Source organism: Stenotrophomonas sp. EMP41, from assembly GCF_047495535.1.
Taxonomy (GTDB): domain Bacteria; phylum Pseudomonadota; class Gammaproteobacteria; order Xanthomonadales; family Xanthomonadaceae; genus Stenotrophomonas; species Stenotrophomonas sepilia.
This window is the reverse complement of record NZ_CP179923.1, coordinates 2,134,859-2,154,273: the sequence shown is the minus strand read 5'-3', so window position 1 is coordinate 2,154,273 and position 19,415 is coordinate 2,134,859. Positions and strand designations below refer to the sequence as shown.

General features: G+C 68.8%; 17 protein-coding genes. 11 read left to right on the top strand and 6 right to left on the bottom strand.

Annotation, left to right across the window (positions count from 1 at the left end):
* Positions 1–8: 8 nt before the first annotated feature.
* Positions 9–653 (bottom strand): hypothetical protein, encoded by a 645-nt coding sequence (locus ACMGRF_RS09870; protein WP_049414575.1) that lies wholly within the window; start codon positions 651–653, stop codon positions 9–11.
* A 182-nt stretch (positions 654–835) separates the two neighbouring features.
* Here ACMGRF_RS09870 and ACMGRF_RS09865 point away from each other — a divergent pair, with 182 nt between their 5' ends.
* Positions 836–1,996 carry an amidohydrolase family protein gene (locus ACMGRF_RS09865; RefSeq protein ID WP_180880196.1) on the top strand — a complete coding sequence of 387 codons (1,161 nt, stop codon included), beginning with the start codon at positions 836–838 and terminating at the stop codon, positions 1,994–1,996.
* 49 nt (positions 1,997–2,045) lie between these two features.
* Here ACMGRF_RS09865 and ACMGRF_RS09860 read toward each other — a convergent pair whose 3' ends face one another.
* Both ACMGRF_RS09860 and ACMGRF_RS09855 read right to left on the bottom strand, forming a co-directional pair.
* Positions 2,046–2,483 carry a DUF3806 domain-containing protein gene (locus ACMGRF_RS09860; protein WP_180880194.1) on the bottom strand — a complete coding sequence of 146 codons (438 nt, stop codon included), beginning with the start codon at positions 2,481–2,483 and terminating at the stop codon, positions 2,046–2,048.
* Positions 2,484–2,614: 131 nt separating this feature from the next.
* Positions 2,615–3,496, bottom strand: coding sequence for a LysR substrate-binding domain-containing protein (locus ACMGRF_RS09855; protein ID WP_049440171.1), 882 nt, complete (start codon positions 3,494–3,496; stop codon positions 2,615–2,617).
* 115 nt (positions 3,497–3,611) lie between these two features.
* On the opposite strand from ACMGRF_RS09855, the gene ACMGRF_RS09850 reads away from it, so the two are divergent.
* On the top strand, positions 3,612–4,313 hold the full coding sequence (locus tag ACMGRF_RS09850; RefSeq protein WP_049414581.1) for an ankyrin repeat domain-containing protein: 702 nt from the start codon (positions 3,612–3,614) through the stop codon (positions 4,311–4,313).
* A gap of 54 nt (positions 4,314–4,367) precedes the next feature.
* On the top strand, positions 4,368–5,825 hold the full coding sequence (locus ACMGRF_RS09845) for an amidohydrolase family protein (RefSeq protein WP_099488330.1): 1,458 nt from the start codon (positions 4,368–4,370) through the stop codon (positions 5,823–5,825).
* A 93-nt stretch (positions 5,826–5,918) separates the two neighbouring features.
* Here the strand turns inward: ACMGRF_RS09845 and ACMGRF_RS09840 are convergent, their stop codons facing one another.
* A complete protein-coding gene (locus ACMGRF_RS09840) occupies positions 5,919–6,848 on the bottom strand; it encodes a LysR family transcriptional regulator (protein WP_180880192.1) in 930 nt (309 codons plus the stop codon).
* A 93-nt stretch (positions 6,849–6,941) separates the two neighbouring features.
* Between ACMGRF_RS09840 and ACMGRF_RS09835 the strand changes: the two genes are divergently transcribed.
* On the top strand, positions 6,942–8,135 hold the full coding sequence (locus tag ACMGRF_RS09835; protein ID WP_180880190.1) for an MFS transporter: 1,194 nt from the start codon (positions 6,942–6,944) through the stop codon (positions 8,133–8,135).
* Between the two features lie 426 nt (positions 8,136–8,561).
* Here ACMGRF_RS09835 and ACMGRF_RS09830 read toward each other — a convergent pair whose 3' ends face one another.
* Together ACMGRF_RS09830 and ACMGRF_RS09825 are read right to left on the bottom strand one after the other, a co-directional pair.
* Positions 8,562–9,215, bottom strand: coding sequence for a response regulator (locus tag ACMGRF_RS09830; protein WP_049413726.1), 654 nt, complete (start codon positions 9,213–9,215; stop codon positions 8,562–8,564).
* Positions 9,208–12,237 (bottom strand): sensor histidine kinase, encoded by a 3,030-nt coding sequence (locus ACMGRF_RS09825; RefSeq protein ID WP_099488263.1) that lies wholly within the window; start codon positions 12,235–12,237, stop codon positions 9,208–9,210. The genes ACMGRF_RS09830 and ACMGRF_RS09825 overlap by 8 nt, the downstream gene beginning before the upstream one ends.
* 96 nt (positions 12,238–12,333) lie before the next feature.
* On the opposite strand from ACMGRF_RS09825, the gene ACMGRF_RS09820 reads away from it, so the two are divergent.
* From ACMGRF_RS09820 to ACMGRF_RS09790, 7 genes are all read left to right on the top strand, one after another.
* The gene (locus ACMGRF_RS09820) at positions 12,334–12,666 is read left to right on the top strand and encodes a hypothetical protein (RefSeq protein ID WP_049413729.1); all 333 of its coding nucleotides are present in this window, start codon (positions 12,334–12,336) and stop codon (positions 12,664–12,666) included.
* A 50-nt stretch (positions 12,667–12,716) separates the two neighbouring features.
* A complete protein-coding gene (locus tag ACMGRF_RS09815; protein WP_053091543.1) occupies positions 12,717–13,160 on the top strand; it encodes a helix-turn-helix transcriptional regulator in 444 nt (147 codons plus the stop codon).
* The gene (locus tag ACMGRF_RS09810; RefSeq protein WP_005417006.1) at positions 13,157–13,813 is read left to right on the top strand and encodes a hydrolase; all 657 of its coding nucleotides are present in this window, start codon (positions 13,157–13,159) and stop codon (positions 13,811–13,813) included. The genes ACMGRF_RS09815 and ACMGRF_RS09810 overlap by 4 nt, the downstream gene beginning before the upstream one ends.
* A gap of 2 nt (positions 13,814–13,815) precedes the next feature.
* Entirely contained in the window at positions 13,816–14,241 is a 426-nt protein-coding gene (locus tag ACMGRF_RS09805) for a DoxX family protein (protein ID WP_049413733.1), read from the top strand.
* A 119-nt stretch (positions 14,242–14,360) separates the two neighbouring features.
* Positions 14,361–16,208, top strand: coding sequence for an amidohydrolase (locus ACMGRF_RS09800; RefSeq protein WP_414485919.1), 1,848 nt, complete (start codon positions 14,361–14,363; stop codon positions 16,206–16,208).
* Positions 16,187–17,470: an alginate export family protein gene (locus ACMGRF_RS09795; protein WP_180880186.1), complete on the top strand. Its 1,284-nt coding sequence runs from the start codon at positions 16,187–16,189 to the stop codon at positions 17,468–17,470. Before ACMGRF_RS09800 ends, ACMGRF_RS09795 begins: the two co-directional genes overlap by 22 nt.
* Positions 17,464–19,110 (top strand): MFS transporter, encoded by a 1,647-nt coding sequence (locus ACMGRF_RS09790; RefSeq protein ID WP_099488254.1) that lies wholly within the window; start codon positions 17,464–17,466, stop codon positions 19,108–19,110. Before ACMGRF_RS09795 ends, ACMGRF_RS09790 begins: the two co-directional genes overlap by 7 nt.
* Positions 19,111–19,415 lie beyond the last annotated feature (305 nt).

The following is a 19,415-nucleotide window of genomic DNA, read 5'->3' as shown; positions in this document are numbered from 1 at the left end:
CCGGTCGCCTAGGGCAGCGCCTGTTGCAGGTACGACTCGATGACGTAGCTGAAGGGCTGCTGCTGGCGATCGCGTAGCAGCGCGCGCACTTCCAGGACCACGCCGTGGTCGCCTTGGCCACGCGGTGGCCAGAACGTCTGGTCGGCCAGTGTCTGGCGCTGGAAGCCGAGCGGGCCGACCACGCGGCCAAAGGGTTCGTCGGTGCTGTCCAGCACCTGGTTCATGGCCGGGCTGAGATGGTCCGGCAGGTACCAGTTGTCGGCCTCGGAGAGGACGCGGCTGCCACAGACCAGCTGTACCCGGCGGTAGCGCAGGGCGGTGCCCGGTTGCGTTGCGCCCAGCGCCTGCAGCACGTCGGCGGGGGCAGGCTTGTCCTGGCCGTGCACACGCACCGCGCGCACCCGCGCCTGTTCGGCCAGGCCGTGTTCGGCGCACCAGTGTTCCAGGGTGGCGGTGGCGCTCTGCCCGGACAGCACGCGCTGGTGCAACCGCTCGACCAGGGCAGCCGATGCGATGCGCTGTTGGCCAGGCGGTGCCTGCGGCGGCGCGGTAGCGGCCGCATCGGTGGCGGACAGGCTGGCGATCGGGGCAGCAGCGAGCAGGGACGCGGCCTGCCAGCGGCGGAGGCGATCGTGGCGGTCGGACGGGCCCATGCGGCATCACAACGGAAACAGGCGCCTATGGTACCCGTTCAGGCGTGTGCACGGCGTGGCTGCGAGCGATCGTGGCAGGGCAATCATCGCTCTGATGAATATCTGGCATCCAGATATTTCGTTGGCCGATGGCTTTGCGGAGGCGCACGCTGGCGCCATTCTTGGCTTTCCGGGAGTCCCCGATGACCCTCCAGTTCGTCCATGGCGGCGTAGACCGCTACGGCGCGCCACTGCATTTCCATATCCGTGGCGGCCGCATCAGTGGCTTCAATGGCGAGGCCTCGCCGGCCGACGGGGCAGAATGCGTCGACCTGCAGGGCTTCGCGGTCCTGCCCGGGCTGGTCGACGGCCACATCCATCTGGACAAGAGTTTTGTCGGCGACCGCTGGCACCCGCATCAGCCGGTGAACAGCCTGCGTGAGCGGCTGGCGGTGGAGAAGGCCGCGGTAGCGGGTGCCGCGCCGATGGTGGACCGTGCCGAGGCATTGATCCGCCAGTGCAGCCGCTTCGGCACCGTGGCGATGCGCTGCCACGTGGATGTGGATGGCAGCACCGGCCTGCGCCATCTCGAGGCGGTCCGCGAAGCGGCGCGGCGCTGTGCCGACCTCATGCGCATCCAGCTGGTGGCGTTCCCGCAGGCCGGGGTGATGTCCTGTCCGGATACCGCCGCCGTACTGGAACAGGCGCTTTCCGCGGGCGTGGAGGTGCTCGGCAGCATCGACCCGACCACGCTGGATGGCGATGCTGAAGGCCAGCTGGCACTGCTGTTCGGCCTGGCCGAGCGCTATGGCGTGGGCCTGGACATCCACCTGCACGAGCCCGGCGAGACCGGACTGGCGCAGCTGCTGCGCATTGCCGCGCGGACCCGGGCCGCTGGCCTGCAGGGGCGGGTGGCGGTCAGTCATGCCTACTCGCTGGGCGACGTGCCGCTGGCGCGCGCGTTGCAGGTGGGCGAGGCGCTGGCGACGGCGGGCGTGGCGATCATGAGCAATGCCCCGGGTGATCATCCGTTCCCGCCGCTGCGCGCGCTGCATGATGCCGGTGTGCGCGTGTTCGCAGGCAATGACAACATCCGCGACTGCTGGTGGCCGTATGGCAATGGCGACCTGCTGCAGCGCGCGATGTTGCTTGGCTACCGTTCCGGGTTCTACACCGACGCCGACCTGATGCTGGCGCTGGACATGGTCACCACCCATGCCGCGCAGGTGATCGGCCTGCCGCAGCATGGCATTGCCGAAGGCCTGCCGGCGACGTTCGTGGCGGTTCGCGCCGACCACGGCCCGGCGGCGGTGGCCGGGGTGCCGGTGGAGCGCAAGGTGGTCGTTGATGGCCGCTGGCTGTAGATCCAGGCCGCGCGACCCCCTGTAGCGCCGAGCCATGCTCGGCGACCTTTCAGGCGTAATCGTCGGCGCGGGTGGCGATGAATTCCTCAAGCCACGCCAGCAGATGGGCGATGTCGATGACCTCGCCCTGCTCCACGCGCTTGAGCAGCAGGGTGCCGGCGCCGATCTGCAGGCTGCTGTCGGCGTAGCGCAGCACTGCATCGATGCCCCAGGCATCGGTGACCTGCATCCAGGCCAGGCCAGGCACGCGCTGGGCCAGGGTGTCACCGAACGCGACGCCCAGGGCTTCCCAGCCGCCGCAGTCGTCACGATCGATCAGTTCGGCATCGACCACGCGCTGCAATGTGCTGGCGGCCAGCGGCCATTGCACCGGCAACGTCGGGAAGCTGGCGGCCACGCGTGCGGCGATCAGCGAGCGTTGGTGCTGCAGGTGCGTCTGCAGGGCGGCGGGCAGGGGATCGAAGCGGGTCGGGGTTTCGTCGGACATGGCGAGGCGCCGTGGAGCACGGAAACAAGGGGCACTTTACGAGGCGATGATGCCCGCCGTGCGGCAAGATTGATCAGATATCGATGATCAATGCGCGAAAGGCATCCACGCATGGCGTGGACCTACCGTGGTCAGTCCGGCTCGCGCTGCACCTGCCGCCACAGCTCGCTGGCCAGTGCCCGCACCGCATCATCGGCATCGGCACGATGCAGCAGGCCGATTTCGTAGTTGTCGATCACCGGCAGCCCACGCTCGCCATCGATGATGCGGTGCTCGCGCGTGACCGCGCGGCGCGGCAGCAGGCTGATGCCGATGCCATCGGCCACCGCACCCTGGATGCCGCTCAGCGACGAGCTGGTGAAGGCGATGCGCCAGCGCAGGCCCAGCGCTTCCACGGCATGGATCATCTCGTCGCGGTACAGCCCGCGCGGCGGGAAGGTGACCAGCGGCAGCGGGTCCTGCTGCAGGCAGCTGCTGCGCAGGCTGTCGATCCAGTGCATCGGCTCGCGCCGGCAATGCACCGCCTGGCGGCTGTTGCGGCGTTGCTTGACCAGCACCAAGTCCAGCTCGCCGTGGTCGAAGCCCTGCGCCAGGTCACGGCTCAGGCCGCTGCTGATCTCCAGCTTCACCTGCGGGTGGCGGCGGCTGAAGGCGGCCAGCATGCGGGTGGTCTGCGGGTTGACGAAGTCTTCGGGTACGCCGATGCGGACCGCGGTCTCCACCATCGCGCCGGCCAGCGCCTGGGCCATTTCCTCGTTCAGGTCGAGCATGCGCCGCGCGTAGCCGAGCAGGGTGTGGCCGGCGTCGGTGGGGTGCACATCGCGGTGGCCGCGCTCGAGCAGGCGATGCCCGGCCAGTTCCTCCAGCCGCCGCACCTTCTGGCTGACCGTGGACTGGGTCGAATGCAGGCGCGTGGCCGCCGTGGTGAAGCTGCCGCAGTCGGCCACCATCACCAGCGCCCGCAGCAGGTCCAGTTCGAACAGGGTTCTATTCGATTTGGCACTGTCTTGCATTTGAACATTTCACTTCTGGATACCCGGGCCGACTTCTACCATGCGGGGCAGGGGCCGGCAATGCGCGACCCCTGCGACCATCGCCCTGCGGCGATGGAGAAAAGGAGACACCGTGATGCGCTTCCATTGCCCCGCTGGCTGGCCTGCACCGTTCACGCGCGTGCTGCTGTGGTGTCTGCTGGCCATGGTCGCCCCTGCCTGCACTGCTACGTCCAGGGCCGACGCAGACGCGCGCCTGCGTGATGCCGCCAGTCGCGGCGACGCCGGGGCGGTGCGCGGAGCACTGGCCGATGGTGCTGATCTGGAGGCGCGTGACGGCCAGGGCCGCACGGCGCTGCTGCTGGCCACGCAGGGCAACAACGTGGATGCCGCGCGCGAACTGATCGAGGCCGGGGCGGACGTCAATGCCAAGGATGCGCTGCAGGACAGTGCTTACCTGTATGCCGGCGCGCGCGGCCTGGACGAGATCCTGGCGATGACCCTGGCGCACGGCGCCGATCTGCGCAGCACCAACCGCTATGGCGGCACCGCGTTGATTCCGGCCGCCGAGCGCGGCCATGTCGCCACCGTGCGCACGCTGCTGCGCGCAGGTGTGGCGGTGGACCATGTCAACCGCCTGCACTGGACCGCGCTGCTGGAAGCGATCCTGCTCGGCGATGGCGGTGCACGCCATGTGCAGATCGTGCAGCTGCTGCTGGAGGCCGGTGCCGACCCGGAGCTGGCCGACGGCGATGGCGTAACGCCACTGGCGCACGCCCGCCAGCGTGGCTATGCCGGCATTGAAACCCTGCTGCGCCAGCACGGCGCGGCGCGCTGAACCGCTACTCCTTCCACCCGCACGCTGGCCGTGCCCATCAGGATGCTGTCCATCATGTTCCGTTCCCGTCCGTTGTCCCTTGCCATCCTCCTTGCGGTGGCGCCGCTGTCGGCATCTGCTGCCGAGCGCGCCGACCTGCTGATCCGTAACGCCACCGTGGTCGACGTCGAGCACGCCAGCACGCTGGCCGGGCAGAGCGTGGTGATCCGCGGCGAGGACATCGTTGCGGTGGGCCCGGACGCGCAGCTGCGCAGCCAGTGGAGCGCGGCCCGCCAGATCGATGCCAAGGGCAAATACCTGATCCCGGGGCTGTGGGACATGCACGTGCACTTCGGGGGTGGCCCGGCGCTGATCGAAGAGAACAAGGCACTGCTGCCGCTGTATATCGCGCACGGCATCACCACCGTGCGTGACTGCTCCGGCGATCTGCCCGAGCAGGTGCTGCAGTGGCGTGGCGAGATCGCCAGGGGCACGCTGTTCGGCCCGCGCCTGCTCAGTTCCGGCGCGAAGATCGAAGGCATCAAGCCGGTGTGGAAGGGCACGATCGAAGTGGGCAGCGAGGCCGACGTCGACAAGGCGATCACCCGCCTGCAGCACGACAAGGTCGATTTCGTGAAGATCACCGACAGCACGCTGAAGCCGGATCTGTTCCTGTATTCGGCCAGCGCCGCGCGCAAGGCCGGATTCAAGGCCTCGGGCCACATTCCGATGGCGCTGACCGTGGAGCAGGCGGTCGATGCTGGCCTGGCCTCGATCGAGCACCTGGACTACGCATTCAAGGCCGGCAGCAAGGACGAAGCGAAGATCGCCGCCGACTTCGGCGCCGGCCGCATCGACCGCGCCGAAGCCAATCGCCGCCTCGACGCCAGCTTCGACCGTGACACCGCGATGCGCGCCTACCGCGATTTCGCCAAGCGCGGCGTATTCGTGACCCCGACCCTCAACGGTGGCCGTATCCTCGATTTCCTTGACCAGGATGACCACGCCAACGATCCGTACCTGGCCTACATCGGCCCGGGCCTGCGCGCGACCTACCAGTGGCGCGTGGACCGCGCCGCGAAGGCGACGCCGGCACAGATCGAGGCGCGCCACGCGCAGTACCATCAGGTGGCGGCCGTGCTGCCGTTGCTGCAGGAGGCGGGCGTGACGATCATTGCCGGCACCGATGCGGGCTTCCTCAACTCGTTCAACTTCCCGGGCATCGCCCTGCACCAGGAACTGCAGCTGTTCGTGAAGGAGGGCCTGAGCGCGCCGCAGGCGCTGTCGGCCGCAACCCGTTCCGGCCCGGCCTGGTTCGGCCAGATGGACCGTTACGGTGGTGTCGCGCAGGGCAAGGCCGCCGACCTGGTGCTGCTGACCGCCAACCCGCTGCAGGACATCGCCGCCACCGAGAAGATCGACAGCGTGATCCTGCGCGGCAACGTGTATGACCGCGCTGCGCTGGACAAGATGCTGGCCGAGACCAAGGCCAAGGTCGCAGCGTGGAACGCCGAGGCTGCGAAGGCGCAATGATCGACAGGGTCGGATCCCTTCCCGACGGGAAGCACCCTGACCCTGTGGTCTTGAGCGAAATCCACGCCATGCGTGGATGATGCGGCCGGTGACCTAGCGCGGCGCCGGCCGCATTCCGTGCAGTTGCGGCAACGCGGCCTTCATCGCATCGATGAAGGCACGCAACCGTGGCGGTTGCTGGCGCGCGGCCGGGAACACCACGTGTACCGGCAGTGCCGGTGCCTGCCAGTCCGGCAGCAGCTGCACCAGCCGCCCTTGTGCGAGGTCGTCGGCCACCAGCCAGGCCGAGACCACCGCTGCGCCCAGCCCGGCGCGTGCAGCCTGCTGTACCACGAACAGGTTGTCGCTGAGCAGGCGTGGGCTGATTGACAGCGTATGCGCCCGGCCCTGCGCATCATGCAGCAGCAGGCGTTCGCGGTAGTAGGTGACCAGCGAGATCCACGGCAGTGACTGTGCCTGTTCCGGCGTACTGACCGCCGTGGCGTCCACCAGCGAGGGCGCTGCCACGACGATGCGCGGCACTTCTGCGAGCGGCAGTGCAACCATGCGCGGTTCGTCGACCGGACCCACCCGTACCGCGCAGTCGATACCTTCGGCGATGAAATCCGGGCGCCGATCTTCCAGGATCCACTCCAGGCTCAGCTGTGGGTGCTGGGCCAGGAACCCGAGCATGGTCGGCAGCAGCTGCGCCTGGCCAAAGGCGTGCGGCACCATCACCCGCAGGCGTCCGCGCAGCGTTTCCGGTTGGCCGTTCAGTTCGGCCTGCAGCGACTCCCATTCGTCGACCACGCGCTGCGCATGACGCTGGCAGCGCAGGCCGTCCTCGGTCAGTTGCAGGCCATGGGTGGAGCGCTGCAGCAGGCGCAGGCCGAGCTGCCGCTCCAGTGCCTGCAGGCGTCGGCTGACCGTCGGCTGGGTGGTGCCCAGCTGCAGGGCCGCAGCAGACAGGCTGCCGGCATCGACAATGCGCAGGAAGGTGCGCAGCAGATCCAGGCGATCAGCGCCGGTGGCGAGGTCATTCATGCGTGTGGCGTATGAAATATATGTGCCAGAGCCTACTACAGACGTTTGGCGAATACAGGCAGGATACGCCCACTTCCTCTACCGGGCTCCCCCATGTCTACCCCCTCGCTGTCTGTTGCGGCCGCACCGGCGACCGTACCTTCCACCCCATTGGTGCTGGCGATGGCGGCCGGTGCCGGCTTCTCGGTCGCGTCGCTGTATTACAGCCAGCCCATGCTGGGCCTGATCGCCCAGGACCTTGGCGCCGGTGAGCGCGCCGTCGGCCTGGTGCCAACCTTGACCCAGCTCGGCTACGCACTGGGCATCCTGCTGCTGGCACCGCTGGGCGATCGCTTCGACCGCCGCCATCTGATCCTGTTGAAGTCCGCGCTGCTGGCGCTGGCACTGGGCGCCGCCGCGATGGCTGGGCACCTGCCGGGCCTGCTGATGGCCAGCCTGCTGGTCGGGCTGATGGCAACGCTGGCGCAGGACATCGTTCCCGCCGCTGCGGTGCTGGCACCGGATGCGCAGCGCGGCCAGATCGTCGGCCGGGTGATGACCGGCCTGCTGCTCGGCATCCTGTTGTCGCGGGTGGTCAGTGGCGTGGTGGCTGAAGCGTGGGGTTGGCGCGCGCAGTTCGTGCTGGCGGCGGTATCGGTGGCGGCGATGGGCGCGGTGATGGCGCGTGCGCTGCCGCGTTTTGCACCGACCAGCACGCTGCGCTATCCGGCGTTGCTGGGCTCGTTGCTGGCGTTGTGGCGCGAGCAGCCGCAGCTGCGCCGTGCGGTGGCCAGCCAGTCGCTGCTGGCGGTCGGCTTCAGTGCGTTCTGGTCGACGTTGGCGCTGATGCTGCATGCCCGCCTGGGCCTGGGCAGTGCGGCGGCGGGTGCGTTCGGTATTGCGGGTGCGGCCGGTGCGTTGGCCGCGCCGTTTGCCGGCCGTTTCGCTGATCGCCTGGGTTGCCATGCCGTGGCGCGGTTGGCGATCGCGGTGGCGCTGCTGGGCTTCGGCCTGCTGCTGGCCGAAGCCTGGTTGCCGGCCGCCGCGATGCTGCCGCTGCTGGTGGTGAGTGCGCTGCTGTTCGACTTCGGCTTCCAGTCAGCGCTGGTGGCGCACCAGACGCTGGTCTACGGCCTGGTGCCACCGGCACGCAGCCGGCTCAATGCGTTGTTGTTCACCGGCATGTTCATCGGCATGGCCGCCGGTGGTGCGCTGGGCAGCCTGGCGCTGGCGCAGTGGGGGTGGCACGGCGTGGCCTGGCTGGCGGTGGTGTGTGCGGGTGGCAGCCTGCTGCTGCGTCTGAAGTAAGGGTGGGCGTTCGGCAGGACTTGCTGGCCCAGCACCTGCGGTAGTGCCGGCCGCTGGGCGGCAACAGCCAGGTTCCTGCGGTCTGTTGGAATGGCTCTTGGGGTCAGATCCGTTTTCCGAAGGAAAACGGATCTGACCCCTGATTGATTTCGATATCTGACAGAAGTGTCGAACAAGGTCGACACCTACCAACCGCCATCGGAATCTGTCAGAGGTGGGGCGGTGTCGGAGTGCGGGGTGTCAGCCGCATGGATGCGGCTGCCAAGCTTACAGGGACGTACTTGCAGCGTCCCCGCACTCCGACACCGCCCCGCCATCCCACGGAATCCAGGCTTCTGCTGTTGTTGTTGCCGTTGCTGCCGAGGTTGCCGGCCAGCGGCCGGCACTACCGCGGGTGCAGGGCTGCAAGCCCTGCCGAGCAACCCCCTAATCGTGACCGCTGTCGTCCAGGCTGATGATGCCGCGCCGCAGCGCCTGGGTTACCGCATGCGTGCGATCACCCACGCCGAGCTTGTCCATCAGGCTTTTCATGTGCGCCTTCACCGTCTGCTCGGAAATCTGCATGCGCTCGCCGATGCGCTTGTTCGACAGCCCTCCGGCCACGTGCCGCAGTACCTCGGTCTCGCGGGGCGACAAGCGATCTTCCACTACATGCGCGGCGATGCTGGCCGCCACGGCAGGGGGAATCGGTGCGCGCCGGCCGCCGGCGACCATGCGGATGGTGTCGATCAGTTCATGGCGCAGCATGTCCTTCAGCAGGTAAGCGCTGGCGCCGGCCTGCAGCGCCCGCACCGCACGTACGTCACCGCGGTAAGTGGTCAGCACGATGATGCGCGCGCGTGGGTCCAGCGCGCGGATCCGCACGATGGCTTCCACGCCATCCAGGCGGGGCATCTGCAGGTCCATCAGCACGACGTCAGGTTGCAGCTGCTGGTAGCGCGCGATGGCTTCCTCGCCATCGGCGGCCTCGCCGAGCAGGCGCAGGTCGGCGTGAGCGCCCAGCAGTGCCGCCAGGCCATCACGCAGCAGCGGGTGGTCGTCGACCACCAGTACGCCGATCGGGGCAGGGGACTCAGTCATGGTTTTCTCTACTCCAGGGCCAATGCCAACGTGATCGGCGGCGGTGATACAACCGCCGGGCCGGAACTGCCAGCGCGACTTCGGTACCCAGCCCGGGGCGGGTCCACAGCTGCAGTTCCGCGCCGAGGCGCTGGGCGCGCTCACGCATGCCCTGCAGGCCCCAATGGCCATGGCCGGCGTTCTCGTCGGCAATGCCGGCGCCGTCGTCGCGCACGTGCAGCAGGAAACACCGCGTGCCATAGGACAGTTCCACTTCAATGGCACTGGCATTGGCATGGCGCAACGCATTGCGGATGGCCTCGCGCCCGATCAGGAACACCTCTTCGGCCGCGTCGGCCTGCAGCGGTGGCGTCGCGCCTTCCACGGTCAGGCGCAGGGGATTGATGCCATGCCCGGCGTATTCGGCGTGCACGTCGGCCAGCGCCGAAGCGAGGTCGCGGCCCGCGAACGGCGCCTCGCGCAGCGCATTGACCCGTTCGCGACCCTCGGCCAGGTTGCGCTCGGCCAGCTGCATCGCTGACTCAAGCTGGCTGCGCACCGGCTCGGGTGTCTGCGCTGACTGGCTGATCGCGTGCAGGCGCAGGATCAGGCCCTGGCTACCCTGCAGCAGGGTGTCGTGCAGGTCGCGCGCGATGCGTTCGCGCTCGCCGTTGCGTTCCTGCAGGCGCGCGCGGAACAGTGCGGCCAGCTGCCCGCTGCGGATGCGTACCGCCAGCACCAGCAGTGCAAGCACGGCGGCTGTGCACAGCAGCTTGAACCACACGGTCTGCATGAAGGTGGGAGCGATGCGGAAGCTGCGGCTGGCCGGCGCGGTGCTCCAGATGCCGTCCTCGTTGGCGGCTTCCACCTCGAACCGGTAGTTGCCGGGCGCGAGGTTGGTGTAATACGCACGCGTGCTGCTGCCAGCGTCCTGCCAGCCGTCATCCACGCCCGACAGGCGGTAGCGGTAGCGGTTGCGCTCCGGACGTGCCAAGGACAGCGCCACGTAATCGATCTGCAGCTGGCTGGTGCCGGCCGGGAGGCGCAGGCCATCGCGTAGCGGCGCGTGCTCGCTGCCATACAGCACCTCGCCGATGCGCACGCTGGGAGCCATCGTATTGACGTGCGAGCGGGTGGTGTCCAGCCAGGCCAGGCCCTGGTTGGTGGCCAGCCACAGCAGGCCGTCGTCGGCCAGGGCGGCGGTGGAGATCGGTCCGCTCTGCAGGGCGATGCCGGGCATGCCGTCGATGGCGTCGAACAGGCGTGGCGTCACCGGCAGGCCGGTGCGCAGGGCACGGCGCAGCAACCCGCTTTCCATCCGTACCAGGCCACGGCTGCCGTTGAGCCACAGGTGTCCATTGGCATCGGCGACCATGCCGGTGATGCCCTCCAGGACACCGGCCATGTCGGTGCGCACCGGGACGAACCGGCCGTTGCCCAGCCGTGCCGCCAGCCCCGCTTCGCCGGCGACCAGCAGAAGGTCCCGGTGGTGCAGCATCGCGGTCACCGGCCCTACCGACAGGCCGTCCCGGGAGTCGAAGGTCTCGGTGCCATTCGCACCGAGGCGGCGCAGGCGGCCATCGGCATAGCCGAGCAGCAGCTGGCCATCGGCATCCAGCGCCAGCGATGAGCAGGCCTGCTCGGGCAGGCGGAGTTCACGTTGCCACTGGTCATGCTGGTAGTGCAGCACCCCGCGTTCGCCGGTGCAGACCCAGGCCTGTCCGTCATCGGGGAACAACAGGGCATGCAGCGGCTGCCCGGTGAACGGCGCCGGCAGCGGGATCAACGTGGTGTGGCCGGCGACCGTGCGCGCGAGGTTGACCCAGTCGAACTGCCAGATCGGCGTGGGTGCCTGGCGCGCGGCGGCCTGCAGCTGCGTGGCGCTGCCATCCAGCAGGGTGCGCCGCAGGTCGTAGGGCTTGAGGTCTTCGCCATAGCCATACACGTGGCCATCGCTGGCCCGCACCAGCGCGCGGTACGGATCGCTTGGGCCCACCGCCAGGGTGTGCACGCTGCGTGCGCGGAAGCGGTTGAGGCCGAGATTGGTGCCAATCCAGAGATTGCCTTCGCGATCGACGATGATCGGCACTGCTGATGTGGCGGTCAGTCCTTGCGGCGAATCGAAGCGTTCCATGCGCACGGCCCGGGTGCCGTCGAAGGTGATGCGGGCGACGCCGCCGTGCGGGCTCATCGTGGCCCACAGCGCGCCATCGGCAGTGAACTGCAGGCGCGCAGCAACCAGTTCCGGCAGCCGCCGCGCCTCACGTTCGCTGTCTGCCAGCAGACCCTGCGCGTTGGCCAGCGGCGAGGTGCCGCGCACCCGGTCGGCCAGCCACACTTCACCCTGCGGGCTTTCGGCCAGCGTCGCCATCTGCGAGACCGCGATGCCGGTGTCCTCGAACGCAGTCTGGCCGGCCGCACGCATCCAGATCTTCAGGTCGGCCAGCACCCAGAACCTGCCCCGGCTGTCGTGCAGCACCCACTGCACACGGCGCTCGGGCAGGCCGGCAGCGGCCGGCAGTGGCTGCCAGCGTTGTCCGTCGAAGCGGCGCAGCCCGCCATTGATCGCCGCCCAGAGCTGGCCCTGGCGATCCTGGCTGAAGCGTGGGACGACGCCGACCGGCACCCCCTGCTGGCGGCCGTAGCTGCGCAGCTGCCCATGCGCGAACTGGCTGATGCCGGCCTGGAAGTAGCCGATCCACAGCGCACCGCCGGCGGCATGCGCCAGCGTGACCATGTTGGTGGACGGGAACTGGCTGCCGGCGGGTGCTGCCTGCCGTTCGAAGCGACGGCCATCGAAGCGGTACAGGCCCGAGCCGGTAGCCAGCCACAACAGGCCCTCGCGGTCCTGGGCAATGTCCCAGATATCGCCTGGTGCGCCCTGGCCGACACGCCAGGCGGTGTGTTCGTAATCGGGCAGCCCGCCGCTCACCGGCGGGCGCTGCACGGCAAAGGCGGGCAGGGAGGTCAACAGCAGCAGGCACGTCAGCAGCGTCGGCAGGCGACGCAGGAACGGGAAGGGGCGGCCACGCATGGCGCGCATTCTGGCAGGTGTGGGGCAGTCCAGGGTGACCCGAACGGGGTAGGCGGCGTGCGCCGGGGTCGGCTATCACGCCGGCATGCCCTCCGGAGCCCCGCCATGCAGCGCCTGTTCCTGATGTTCCCCGACCGCGGTCCGGGCATCGGCCTGCTGTGGTTGCGGTTGTGCCTGTCCGCTGCACTGGTCACGCCCGGCATGCAGGCGGGCGGGTGGTCGGCGTTGTGCCTGCTGGCAGTGCCGATGCTCGTGCTGGGTGCGTTGACGCCGCTGGCGGCGCTGATGGCGGCCGTGGGCATGTTCGCGCAGCAGGCGCCGTGGCCACAGGTGGTGCTGCCATTGGCGCTGTTGATGCTGGGCCCTGGCGCCTATTCACTGGATGCGCGGTTGTTCGGGCGCCGCCTGCTCCGCCGTCGGCCTCCCCCATTCGGGTAGGTGCTGGCCTCGACCGACGGGGGTAGGGCGTCACGCAGGGGGCGCGCACCATGGGGCACCCCTTCGCGGCGTCCCGCATGGCCACCATCTCCCCGCCTGATCCGCCCGCCGCTTCACTGGCACCGCAGCAGGCTGCCGCGTTGCAGCGCGCCCTGCGCTATGTCGATGAGCATCTGTCGCAGCCGCTGCGGGTGACCGAGCTGGCGGCGGCCGCCTGCGTCAGCCGCTTCCATCTGGTACGCCTGTTCCGCGCCGGTACCGGCGCCAGCCCGCTGCGCTATGTCCGCCGCCGTCGTATCGAGCGTGCGCGCCAGCTGCTGCCGGGCGCGCAGCTGCCGATGGCCTGCCTGGCCCAGCAGCTGGGCTTCTTCGACCAGAGCCATTTCGTCCGCAGCTTCCGCGCGGAGACCGGCTGCAGCCCCGGCCAGTACGTCGCCGGCGATGCCGCCCTGTTGCATCCCCTTGATCGTGTTTCCAACGGAGTCCACCCATGAGCCTTGCCACCGCCACTCCCGCCCCGGCGCTGCTGTCGCCGACCGACCACGCCCTGGTGCTGATCGACTTCCAGTCGCAGATGGCGTTCGCCACCCACACCATCGACATCTCCGCGCTGCGCAACAACGTGTCGCTGATCGGCAAGGGCGCCAAGGGCTTCAATGTACCGGTCGTGCTGACCACAGTCGCCGAAGCATCGTTCTCCGGGCCGATGTTCCCGGAACTGCCGCAGATCTTCCCTGGCCAGACGGTGTTCGATCGCACCTCGATGAACACCTGGGAAGACCAGCCTGTGATCGATGAGATCAACCGCATCGGCAAGCGTCGTCTGGTCATCGCCGGCCTGTGGACCAGTGTCTGCATCGTCGGCCCGGCGCTGTCGGCGCTGGCGCAGGGCTTCGAGGTGTATGTGATCACCGATGCCTGTGGCGATGTCAGCGAGGAAGCGCACGAGCGTGCGATCACCCGCATGGTGCAGGCCGGCGCGGTGCCGATGACCAGCGTGCAGTACCTGCTCGAACTGCAGCGCGACTGGGCACGGGGTGAAACCTACGACCTGACCACCGGCATTGCGCGCGACCACGCCGGCGGCTACGGAATCGGCATCCAGTACGCCAAGCGGATGTTCGGTGCGCAGGAAGGCGGGCACTGAGCATGGTTGCCGGCCATGGCCTCGACCTGGCCCTGCTGATGCTGCGCGTGGCGGCAGGAGGCTTCCTGCTGCCGCACGCGCTGGGCAAGCTGTTCGGCTGGTTCGGGGGGCCGGGGCTTTCCGGCTTCGCCACCGAGCTGCGCGGTTTCGGGCTGCCGGCAGTGGCACCGTTGCCATTGCTGTTGGCCGTGCTGCAGGTGTTGTCCGGGCTGGCCGTGCTGCTGGGGTGGCAGACCCGCATCGCCGCGCTTGCGGCGGCTGCCTTCATCGGCTTCACCGTGCTGTTGGCCCTGCCCAAGGGCTGGTTCTGGATGCGCGGCGGCAGTGAGTACCCGTTGATGTGGACCACGGTGCTGCTGGCCCTCGCGCTGGCCGGCCCCGGCGCCTGGGCGCTGGACGGCCAACGCTTTCCGGGAGAATCCGCATGAGTCACGATCCCCTCGATCACGGCCGCCGCAACGTGGTGCTGGCCAGCGGCGCCGCTGTTGCGCTCGGCCTGGCAGGTCGCGCCGGTGCCGCACTCGATTCCACTTCCAAGGAGCGTCGCATGAGCACGCTGGTCATCCGCAATGCCCGCATTACCACCCTCGACCCGCGGCAGCCGCATGCGCAGGCGCTGGCTGTACAGGAAGGCCGCATCGTCGCCGTCGGCAGCGACGAGGAGATCATGCGCGGCTGGGGCAATGAAGCGACGCTGATCGACGCGCAGGGCCGGCGCCTGCTGCCCGGCCTCAACGACAGCCATACCCACCTCATCCGTGGTGGCCTGAACTACAACCTGGAACTGCGCTGGGACGGCCTGCGTTCGCTGGGCGATGCCCTGGACATGCTGAAGGCCCAGGTAGACCGCACTCCCGCGCCGCAGTGGGTTCGCGTGGTCGGTGGCTTCACCGCCGCGCAGTTCAACGAGAAGCGCCTGCCGACGCTGCAGGAGCTCAACGACATCGCACCGGATACGCCGGTGTTCCTGCTGCACCTGTATGACCGCGCACTGCTCAACCGCGCCGCGCTGCGCGCCTGCGGCTACACCAAGGACACGCCGGATCCGCCGGGTGGCCAGATCGTGCGCGATTCGCTGGGCAACCCGACCGGACTGCTGCTGGCCAAGCCCAATGCGCTGATCCTGTACGCCACGCTGGCCAAGGGCCCGCGCCTGCCGATCGAATACCAGGCCAACTCGACGCGCCATTTCATGCGCGAACTGAACCGGCTTGGCATCACCTCGGTGATCGACGCCGGCGGTGGCTTCCAGAACTACCCCGAGGACTACCAGGTCATCGAGCAGCTGCATCGCGATGATCAGCTGACGGTGCGCATCGCCTACAACCTGTTCACCCAGAACAAGGGCAGGGAAGTGGATGACTTCCGTGGCTGGAGCGAGATCCTGCAGCCGCGCCAGGGCGATGACCTGCTGCGCCACAACGGCGCGGGCGAGATGCTGGTGTTCTCCGCCGCCGACTTCGAACTGTTCAACGAGCCGCGCCCGGAACTGCCGCCGGAGCTGGAACCCGAACTGCACGACGTGGTGAAGCTGCTGGTCCAGAAGCGCTGGCCGTTCCGCATCCATGCCACCTACGACGAGAGCATCACCCGCATCCTCGATGTGTACGAACAGGTCAACCGCGAGGTGCCGTTCGATGGCCTGCACTGGTTCATCGACCACGCCGAGACCATCACCCCGCGCAACATCGAACGCATCCGCGCGCTGGGCGGCGGCATCGCCGTGCAGCACCGCATGGCCTACCAGGGCGAGGCCTTCGTCGAGCGCTACGGCGTGCAGGCCGCGCGGCACACGCCGCCGGTCAAGCGCATGTTGGCCGAGGGCGTGCCGGTGGGCGCAGGCACCGACGCCACCCGCGTGGCCAGCTACAATCCGTGGGTGGCGTTGTCCTGGCTGGTGACCGGGCGCACGGTGGGCGGGTTGGCCCTGTATGGCGAGGAAAACCTGCTCGAACGCGAGCAGGCGCTGCGCCTGTGGACCCAGGGCAGCGCCTGGTTCTCCGGCGACGAAGCAGTGAAGGGGACATTGAAGGTTGGTCAGCTGGCCGACTTCATTCTGCTTTCGGCCGATTTCTTCCGCGTCGACGACGCGCAGATCGCCGACATCACCAGCCTGCTGACGGTGGTCGGCGGCCGCATCGTGCACGCCGACGGCGATTACGCCGGCCTGGCGCCGCAGCTGCCGCCGGCGATGCCGGACTGGTCGCCGGTCAACCGCTTCGGTGGCTACCACGTTGGCGGTGCCGCCACCGGATTGGCCGCCGCCCATCGCCACCATCACGGTGTGGCCTGCAGTACGCATGGTGCTCACGGTCATGCCGCGCAGCATGCGGCGCCTACCGGTGACCTGACCGCCTTCTGGGGCGCGATGGGATGCTCGTGCTTCGCGTTCTGAGCCTGGCGCTGCTGGCCGCGCCATCGCTGGCGCTGGCCTGCGAGGGGGGCCGCTGCAGCGACGCGGGCGATGGCCGGCTGCAGCTGGACGCATCGCTGCGCCTGCGCGGCCTGTACTACGACCCGACCCGGTTCGGCATCGGCGGCGGCGAAGATGGCTATGGCCTGCTGCGGGCACTGGCCTCGGCCACCTATGTGGAGGACAGCTGGCAGGCAAAGCTGCAGCTGGGCGTGCATGCCGAGAATGGCAAGGCAGGCGGCCCGGGCCGCACCGACCGTGGTGCCTTGGACGTGCAGCAGGCGTACTGGCGCTGGCAGCGCGGTGGCATCCATGTGCAGCTCGGCCGGCAGGAAGCCGGCTATGGCAGCTCGCGGCTGTTGTCGGTGCGCGATGGGCCGAACATCCGCCTGGCCTTCGACGGTGCGCGCCTGGGCTGGAAGGGGCGGCTCGGCACGCTTGACCTGATGGCCTTGCGGCCGGTCGAGAACCGGCCGGGTGCCTTTGATGATCGGGGCGAACACGGTGCGCACCTGTGGGGTGCCTATGCCACCGCGGCACGCGGGCAGGGCGTGGGACAATGGGATCTGTACCTGCTGGACTATCGTCGCGACGGTGCGCGCTTTGCGGCAGGCTCGGGATCCGAGCGCCGGCAGACACTCGGTGCGCGCTGGTTCGGCCAGTCAGGACTGCTGGACTGGAACAGTGAGCTGGTGGCGCAGGGCGGTGAACTGCGTGCCGCCACCGGCCCCCTCGACATCCGTGCCTGGACGCTGGCCACCGACACCGGCTGGCGCTGGACGGAGCGGCCGCTGCAACCGCGGCTGGGGCTGAAGGCCGACATCGCCAGTGGCGATGGCAAGCTGCACGATCGGCGATTGGGAACCTTCAATGCACTGTTCCCCAAATCGGCGTACTTCAGCGAGGCCAGCCTGCTGGCCCCGGCCAATCTGATGGACCTGCAGCCGACCCTGGCCCTGCGCCTGCGCGACGCGGTGGCGACGGAGCTGGGCGTACAGATGGCCTGGAAGCATCGTCGTGCCGATGCGGTCTACACCACGCCGGCGCCGCTGGTGGCGTTGCCGGGCAGCGCCGGTGGCGCGCGCCGCATCGGCACCCAGTACAAATCCGAAACCCGCTGGCAGGCCAGCGAACACTGGCAATGGCAGCTGCAGCTGGCCTGGATCGACGCCGGTCCTGCACTGAAGCAGGCTGGAGGCCAGGACACGCTGTTCGCCTCGATCGTTGGAGCATGGCAATGGTGAACGCAACCGCGTCGCAACACCCCGCACAGGCCGCAGGGGCCTGGTCCCCGCTGAAGATCCAGATGTTCCGTTCGATCTGGCTGGCAATCCTGGCCAGCAACATCGGCACCTGGGTCAACGATGTGGCCGCCGCCTGGGTGATGGCCGAGCGCACCGGTTCGCCGCTGATGGTGGCCCTGGTGCAGTCGGCCACCACGGTCCCGATCGTGCTGCTGGCGCTCGCTGCCGGCACCCTGGCCGACATTGTCGATCGTCGGAAGTACCTGTTGGCGACCCAAGGCTGGATGCTGCTGGTGGCCGCAGCGATGGCTGCGTTGACCGCGATGGACCTGCTGACCCCGCAGTTGCTGGTGCTGCTGACCTTCTGCATGGGCTGCGGTGCGGCGATGGCAATGCCCGCGCAGGCCGCCATCGTCTCCGAACTGGTACCGCAGCCGATGCTGGCCTCGGCGGTAGCGCTGAACTCGATCGGCATCAATATCGCCCGTTCGATCGGCCCGGCCATCGGCGGCGTGATCGTCGCCCAGCTGGGTGCGGTCTGGGCGTTCGGCTTCAATGCCATCACCTTCGCCGCGATGTTGTTCGTGGTGTGGGGTTGGAAGCGCGACCCAAAGCAGTCGAGCTTGCCGCCGGAAGGCTTCGGTGCCGGATTGAAAGCGGGCCTGCGCTACGCCAGCCGTGCCGGACGGCTGCAGGCGGTGCTGATCAAGTCGGTCGGCTTCTTCTTCTTCGCCGCGGCAATGAACGCGCTGTTGCCGGTGGTGGTGCGTGGGCAGATGCAGGGTGGGGCGGGGCAGTACGGCATGCTGCTGGGCTGCATCGGGATCGGCGCAGTGGGCGGTGCGTTGCTGCTGCCGAAGCTGCGCGCACAGATGGATCGCGACCTGCTGGTGCTGCTGGCGACGTTGTCGCTGGCCCTGAGCCTGGTCGGGCTGGCGCTGACCCGCAGCTGGTACGTGCTTCCGGCGGTGATGCTGGTCAATGGATTTGCGTGGATCACCGTGCTGTCGTCACTGCAGATCGCTGCGCAGACTGCGGTTCCGGCATGGGTACGTGCGCGTGCGCTGGCGCTGTACATCATGGTGTTCTCTGCCGGCATGGCCGCCGGCGGCCTGAGCTGGGGCGCGCTCGCTCAGCGCACCTCGCCCGAACTGGCGTTGCTGGTGGCAGCGGCCGGTGCAGTGATCGGTGGGTTGCTGGTATGGCGCGTGCGCATCGCCGGTACCGAAGACCTGAACCTGAGCCCGGCCGGGCACTGGCCGGCACCCGAGCTGTCGGTGCCGGTGTCGAACGATCGAGGCCCGGTGCTGGTCACCATCGAGTACCGCATCGATGATGCTGATCGTGCCGCGTTCCAGGCGCAGATGCGCGCGATGGGATCCATCCGTCGTCGCGATGGTGCAGTGGTCTGGGGCGTAGTCGAAGACGTGGCAACACCGGGGATCCACCTGGAGTATTTCGTGACCCCGTCATGGCTGGAGCACCTTCGCCAGCACGAGCGCATCACCGCCGACGACAAGGCGATCCAGGAAGAACTACGCGGATTGCATCGGGGAGAGCGCGCGCCGGTGGTGCGTCACTTCGTGGGTGGCCATGATCCGCTGCCCGCCTCCGTGCCACATCACCATGCAGACATCTGAGCCGTCGCTGGTAGAGCCGGCCGCTGGCCGGCTGTGCAGGATCGCGATGGATTGATCGGGTTGCCGGCCAGCGGCCGGCACTACCAAAGCGGAGGCGGTTGACCTGCCCGTGGTAGAGCCGGCCGCTGGCCGGCTGTGCAGGATCGCGACGCGTTGATCGGGTTGCCGGCCAGCGGCCGGCACTACCAAAGCGGAGGCGGTTGACCTGCCCGTGGTAGAGCCGGGCGCTGGCCGGCTGTGCAGGATCGCGATGGATTGATCGGGTTGCCGGCCAGCGGCCGGCACTACCGAAGCGGAGGCGGTTG

Coding starts and splice junctions, on each gene's coding strand:
- ACMGRF_RS09865 (WP_180880196.1), top strand. CDS start 836: ATGACCCTCCAGTTCGTCCATGGCGGCGTAGACCGCTACGGCGCGCCA.
- ACMGRF_RS09815 (WP_053091543.1), top strand. CDS start 12,717: ATGGGGCACCCCTTCGCGGCGTCCCGCATGGCCACCATCTCCCCGCCT.
- ACMGRF_RS09805 (WP_049413733.1), top strand. CDS start 13,816: ATGGTTGCCGGCCATGGCCTCGACCTGGCCCTGCTGATGCTGCGCGTG.
- ACMGRF_RS09835 (WP_180880190.1), top strand. CDS start 6,942: ATGTCTACCCCCTCGCTGTCTGTTGCGGCCGCACCGGCGACCGTACCT.
- ACMGRF_RS09820 (WP_049413729.1), top strand. CDS start 12,334: ATGCAGCGCCTGTTCCTGATGTTCCCCGACCGCGGTCCGGGCATCGGC.
- ACMGRF_RS09860 (WP_180880194.1), bottom strand. CDS start 2,483: ATGTCCGACGAAACCCCGACCCGCTTCGATCCCCTGCCCGCCGCCCTG.
- ACMGRF_RS09850 (WP_049414581.1), top strand. CDS start 3,612: ATGCGCTTCCATTGCCCCGCTGGCTGGCCTGCACCGTTCACGCGCGTG.
- ACMGRF_RS09800 (WP_414485919.1), top strand. CDS start 14,361: ATGAGCACGCTGGTCATCCGCAATGCCCGCATTACCACCCTCGACCCG.
- ACMGRF_RS09870 (WP_049414575.1), bottom strand. CDS start 653: ATGGGCCCGTCCGACCGCCACGATCGCCTCCGCCGCTGGCAGGCCGCG.
- ACMGRF_RS09855 (WP_049440171.1), bottom strand. CDS start 3,496: ATGCAAGACAGTGCCAAATCGAATAGAACCCTGTTCGAACTGGACCTG.
- ACMGRF_RS09845 (WP_099488330.1), top strand. CDS start 4,368: ATGTTCCGTTCCCGTCCGTTGTCCCTTGCCATCCTCCTTGCGGTGGCG.
- ACMGRF_RS09840 (WP_180880192.1), bottom strand. CDS start 6,848: ATGAATGACCTCGCCACCGGCGCTGATCGCCTGGATCTGCTGCGCACC.
- ACMGRF_RS09830 (WP_049413726.1), bottom strand. CDS start 9,215: ATGACTGAGTCCCCTGCCCCGATCGGCGTACTGGTGGTCGACGACCAC.
- ACMGRF_RS09790 (WP_099488254.1), top strand. CDS start 17,464: ATGGTGAACGCAACCGCGTCGCAACACCCCGCACAGGCCGCAGGGGCC.
- ACMGRF_RS09810 (WP_005417006.1), top strand. CDS start 13,157: ATGAGCCTTGCCACCGCCACTCCCGCCCCGGCGCTGCTGTCGCCGACC.
- ACMGRF_RS09795 (WP_180880186.1), top strand. CDS start 16,187: ATGCTCGTGCTTCGCGTTCTGAGCCTGGCGCTGCTGGCCGCGCCATCG.
- ACMGRF_RS09825 (WP_099488263.1), bottom strand. CDS start 12,237: ATGCGCGCCATGCGTGGCCGCCCCTTCCCGTTCCTGCGTCGCCTGCCG.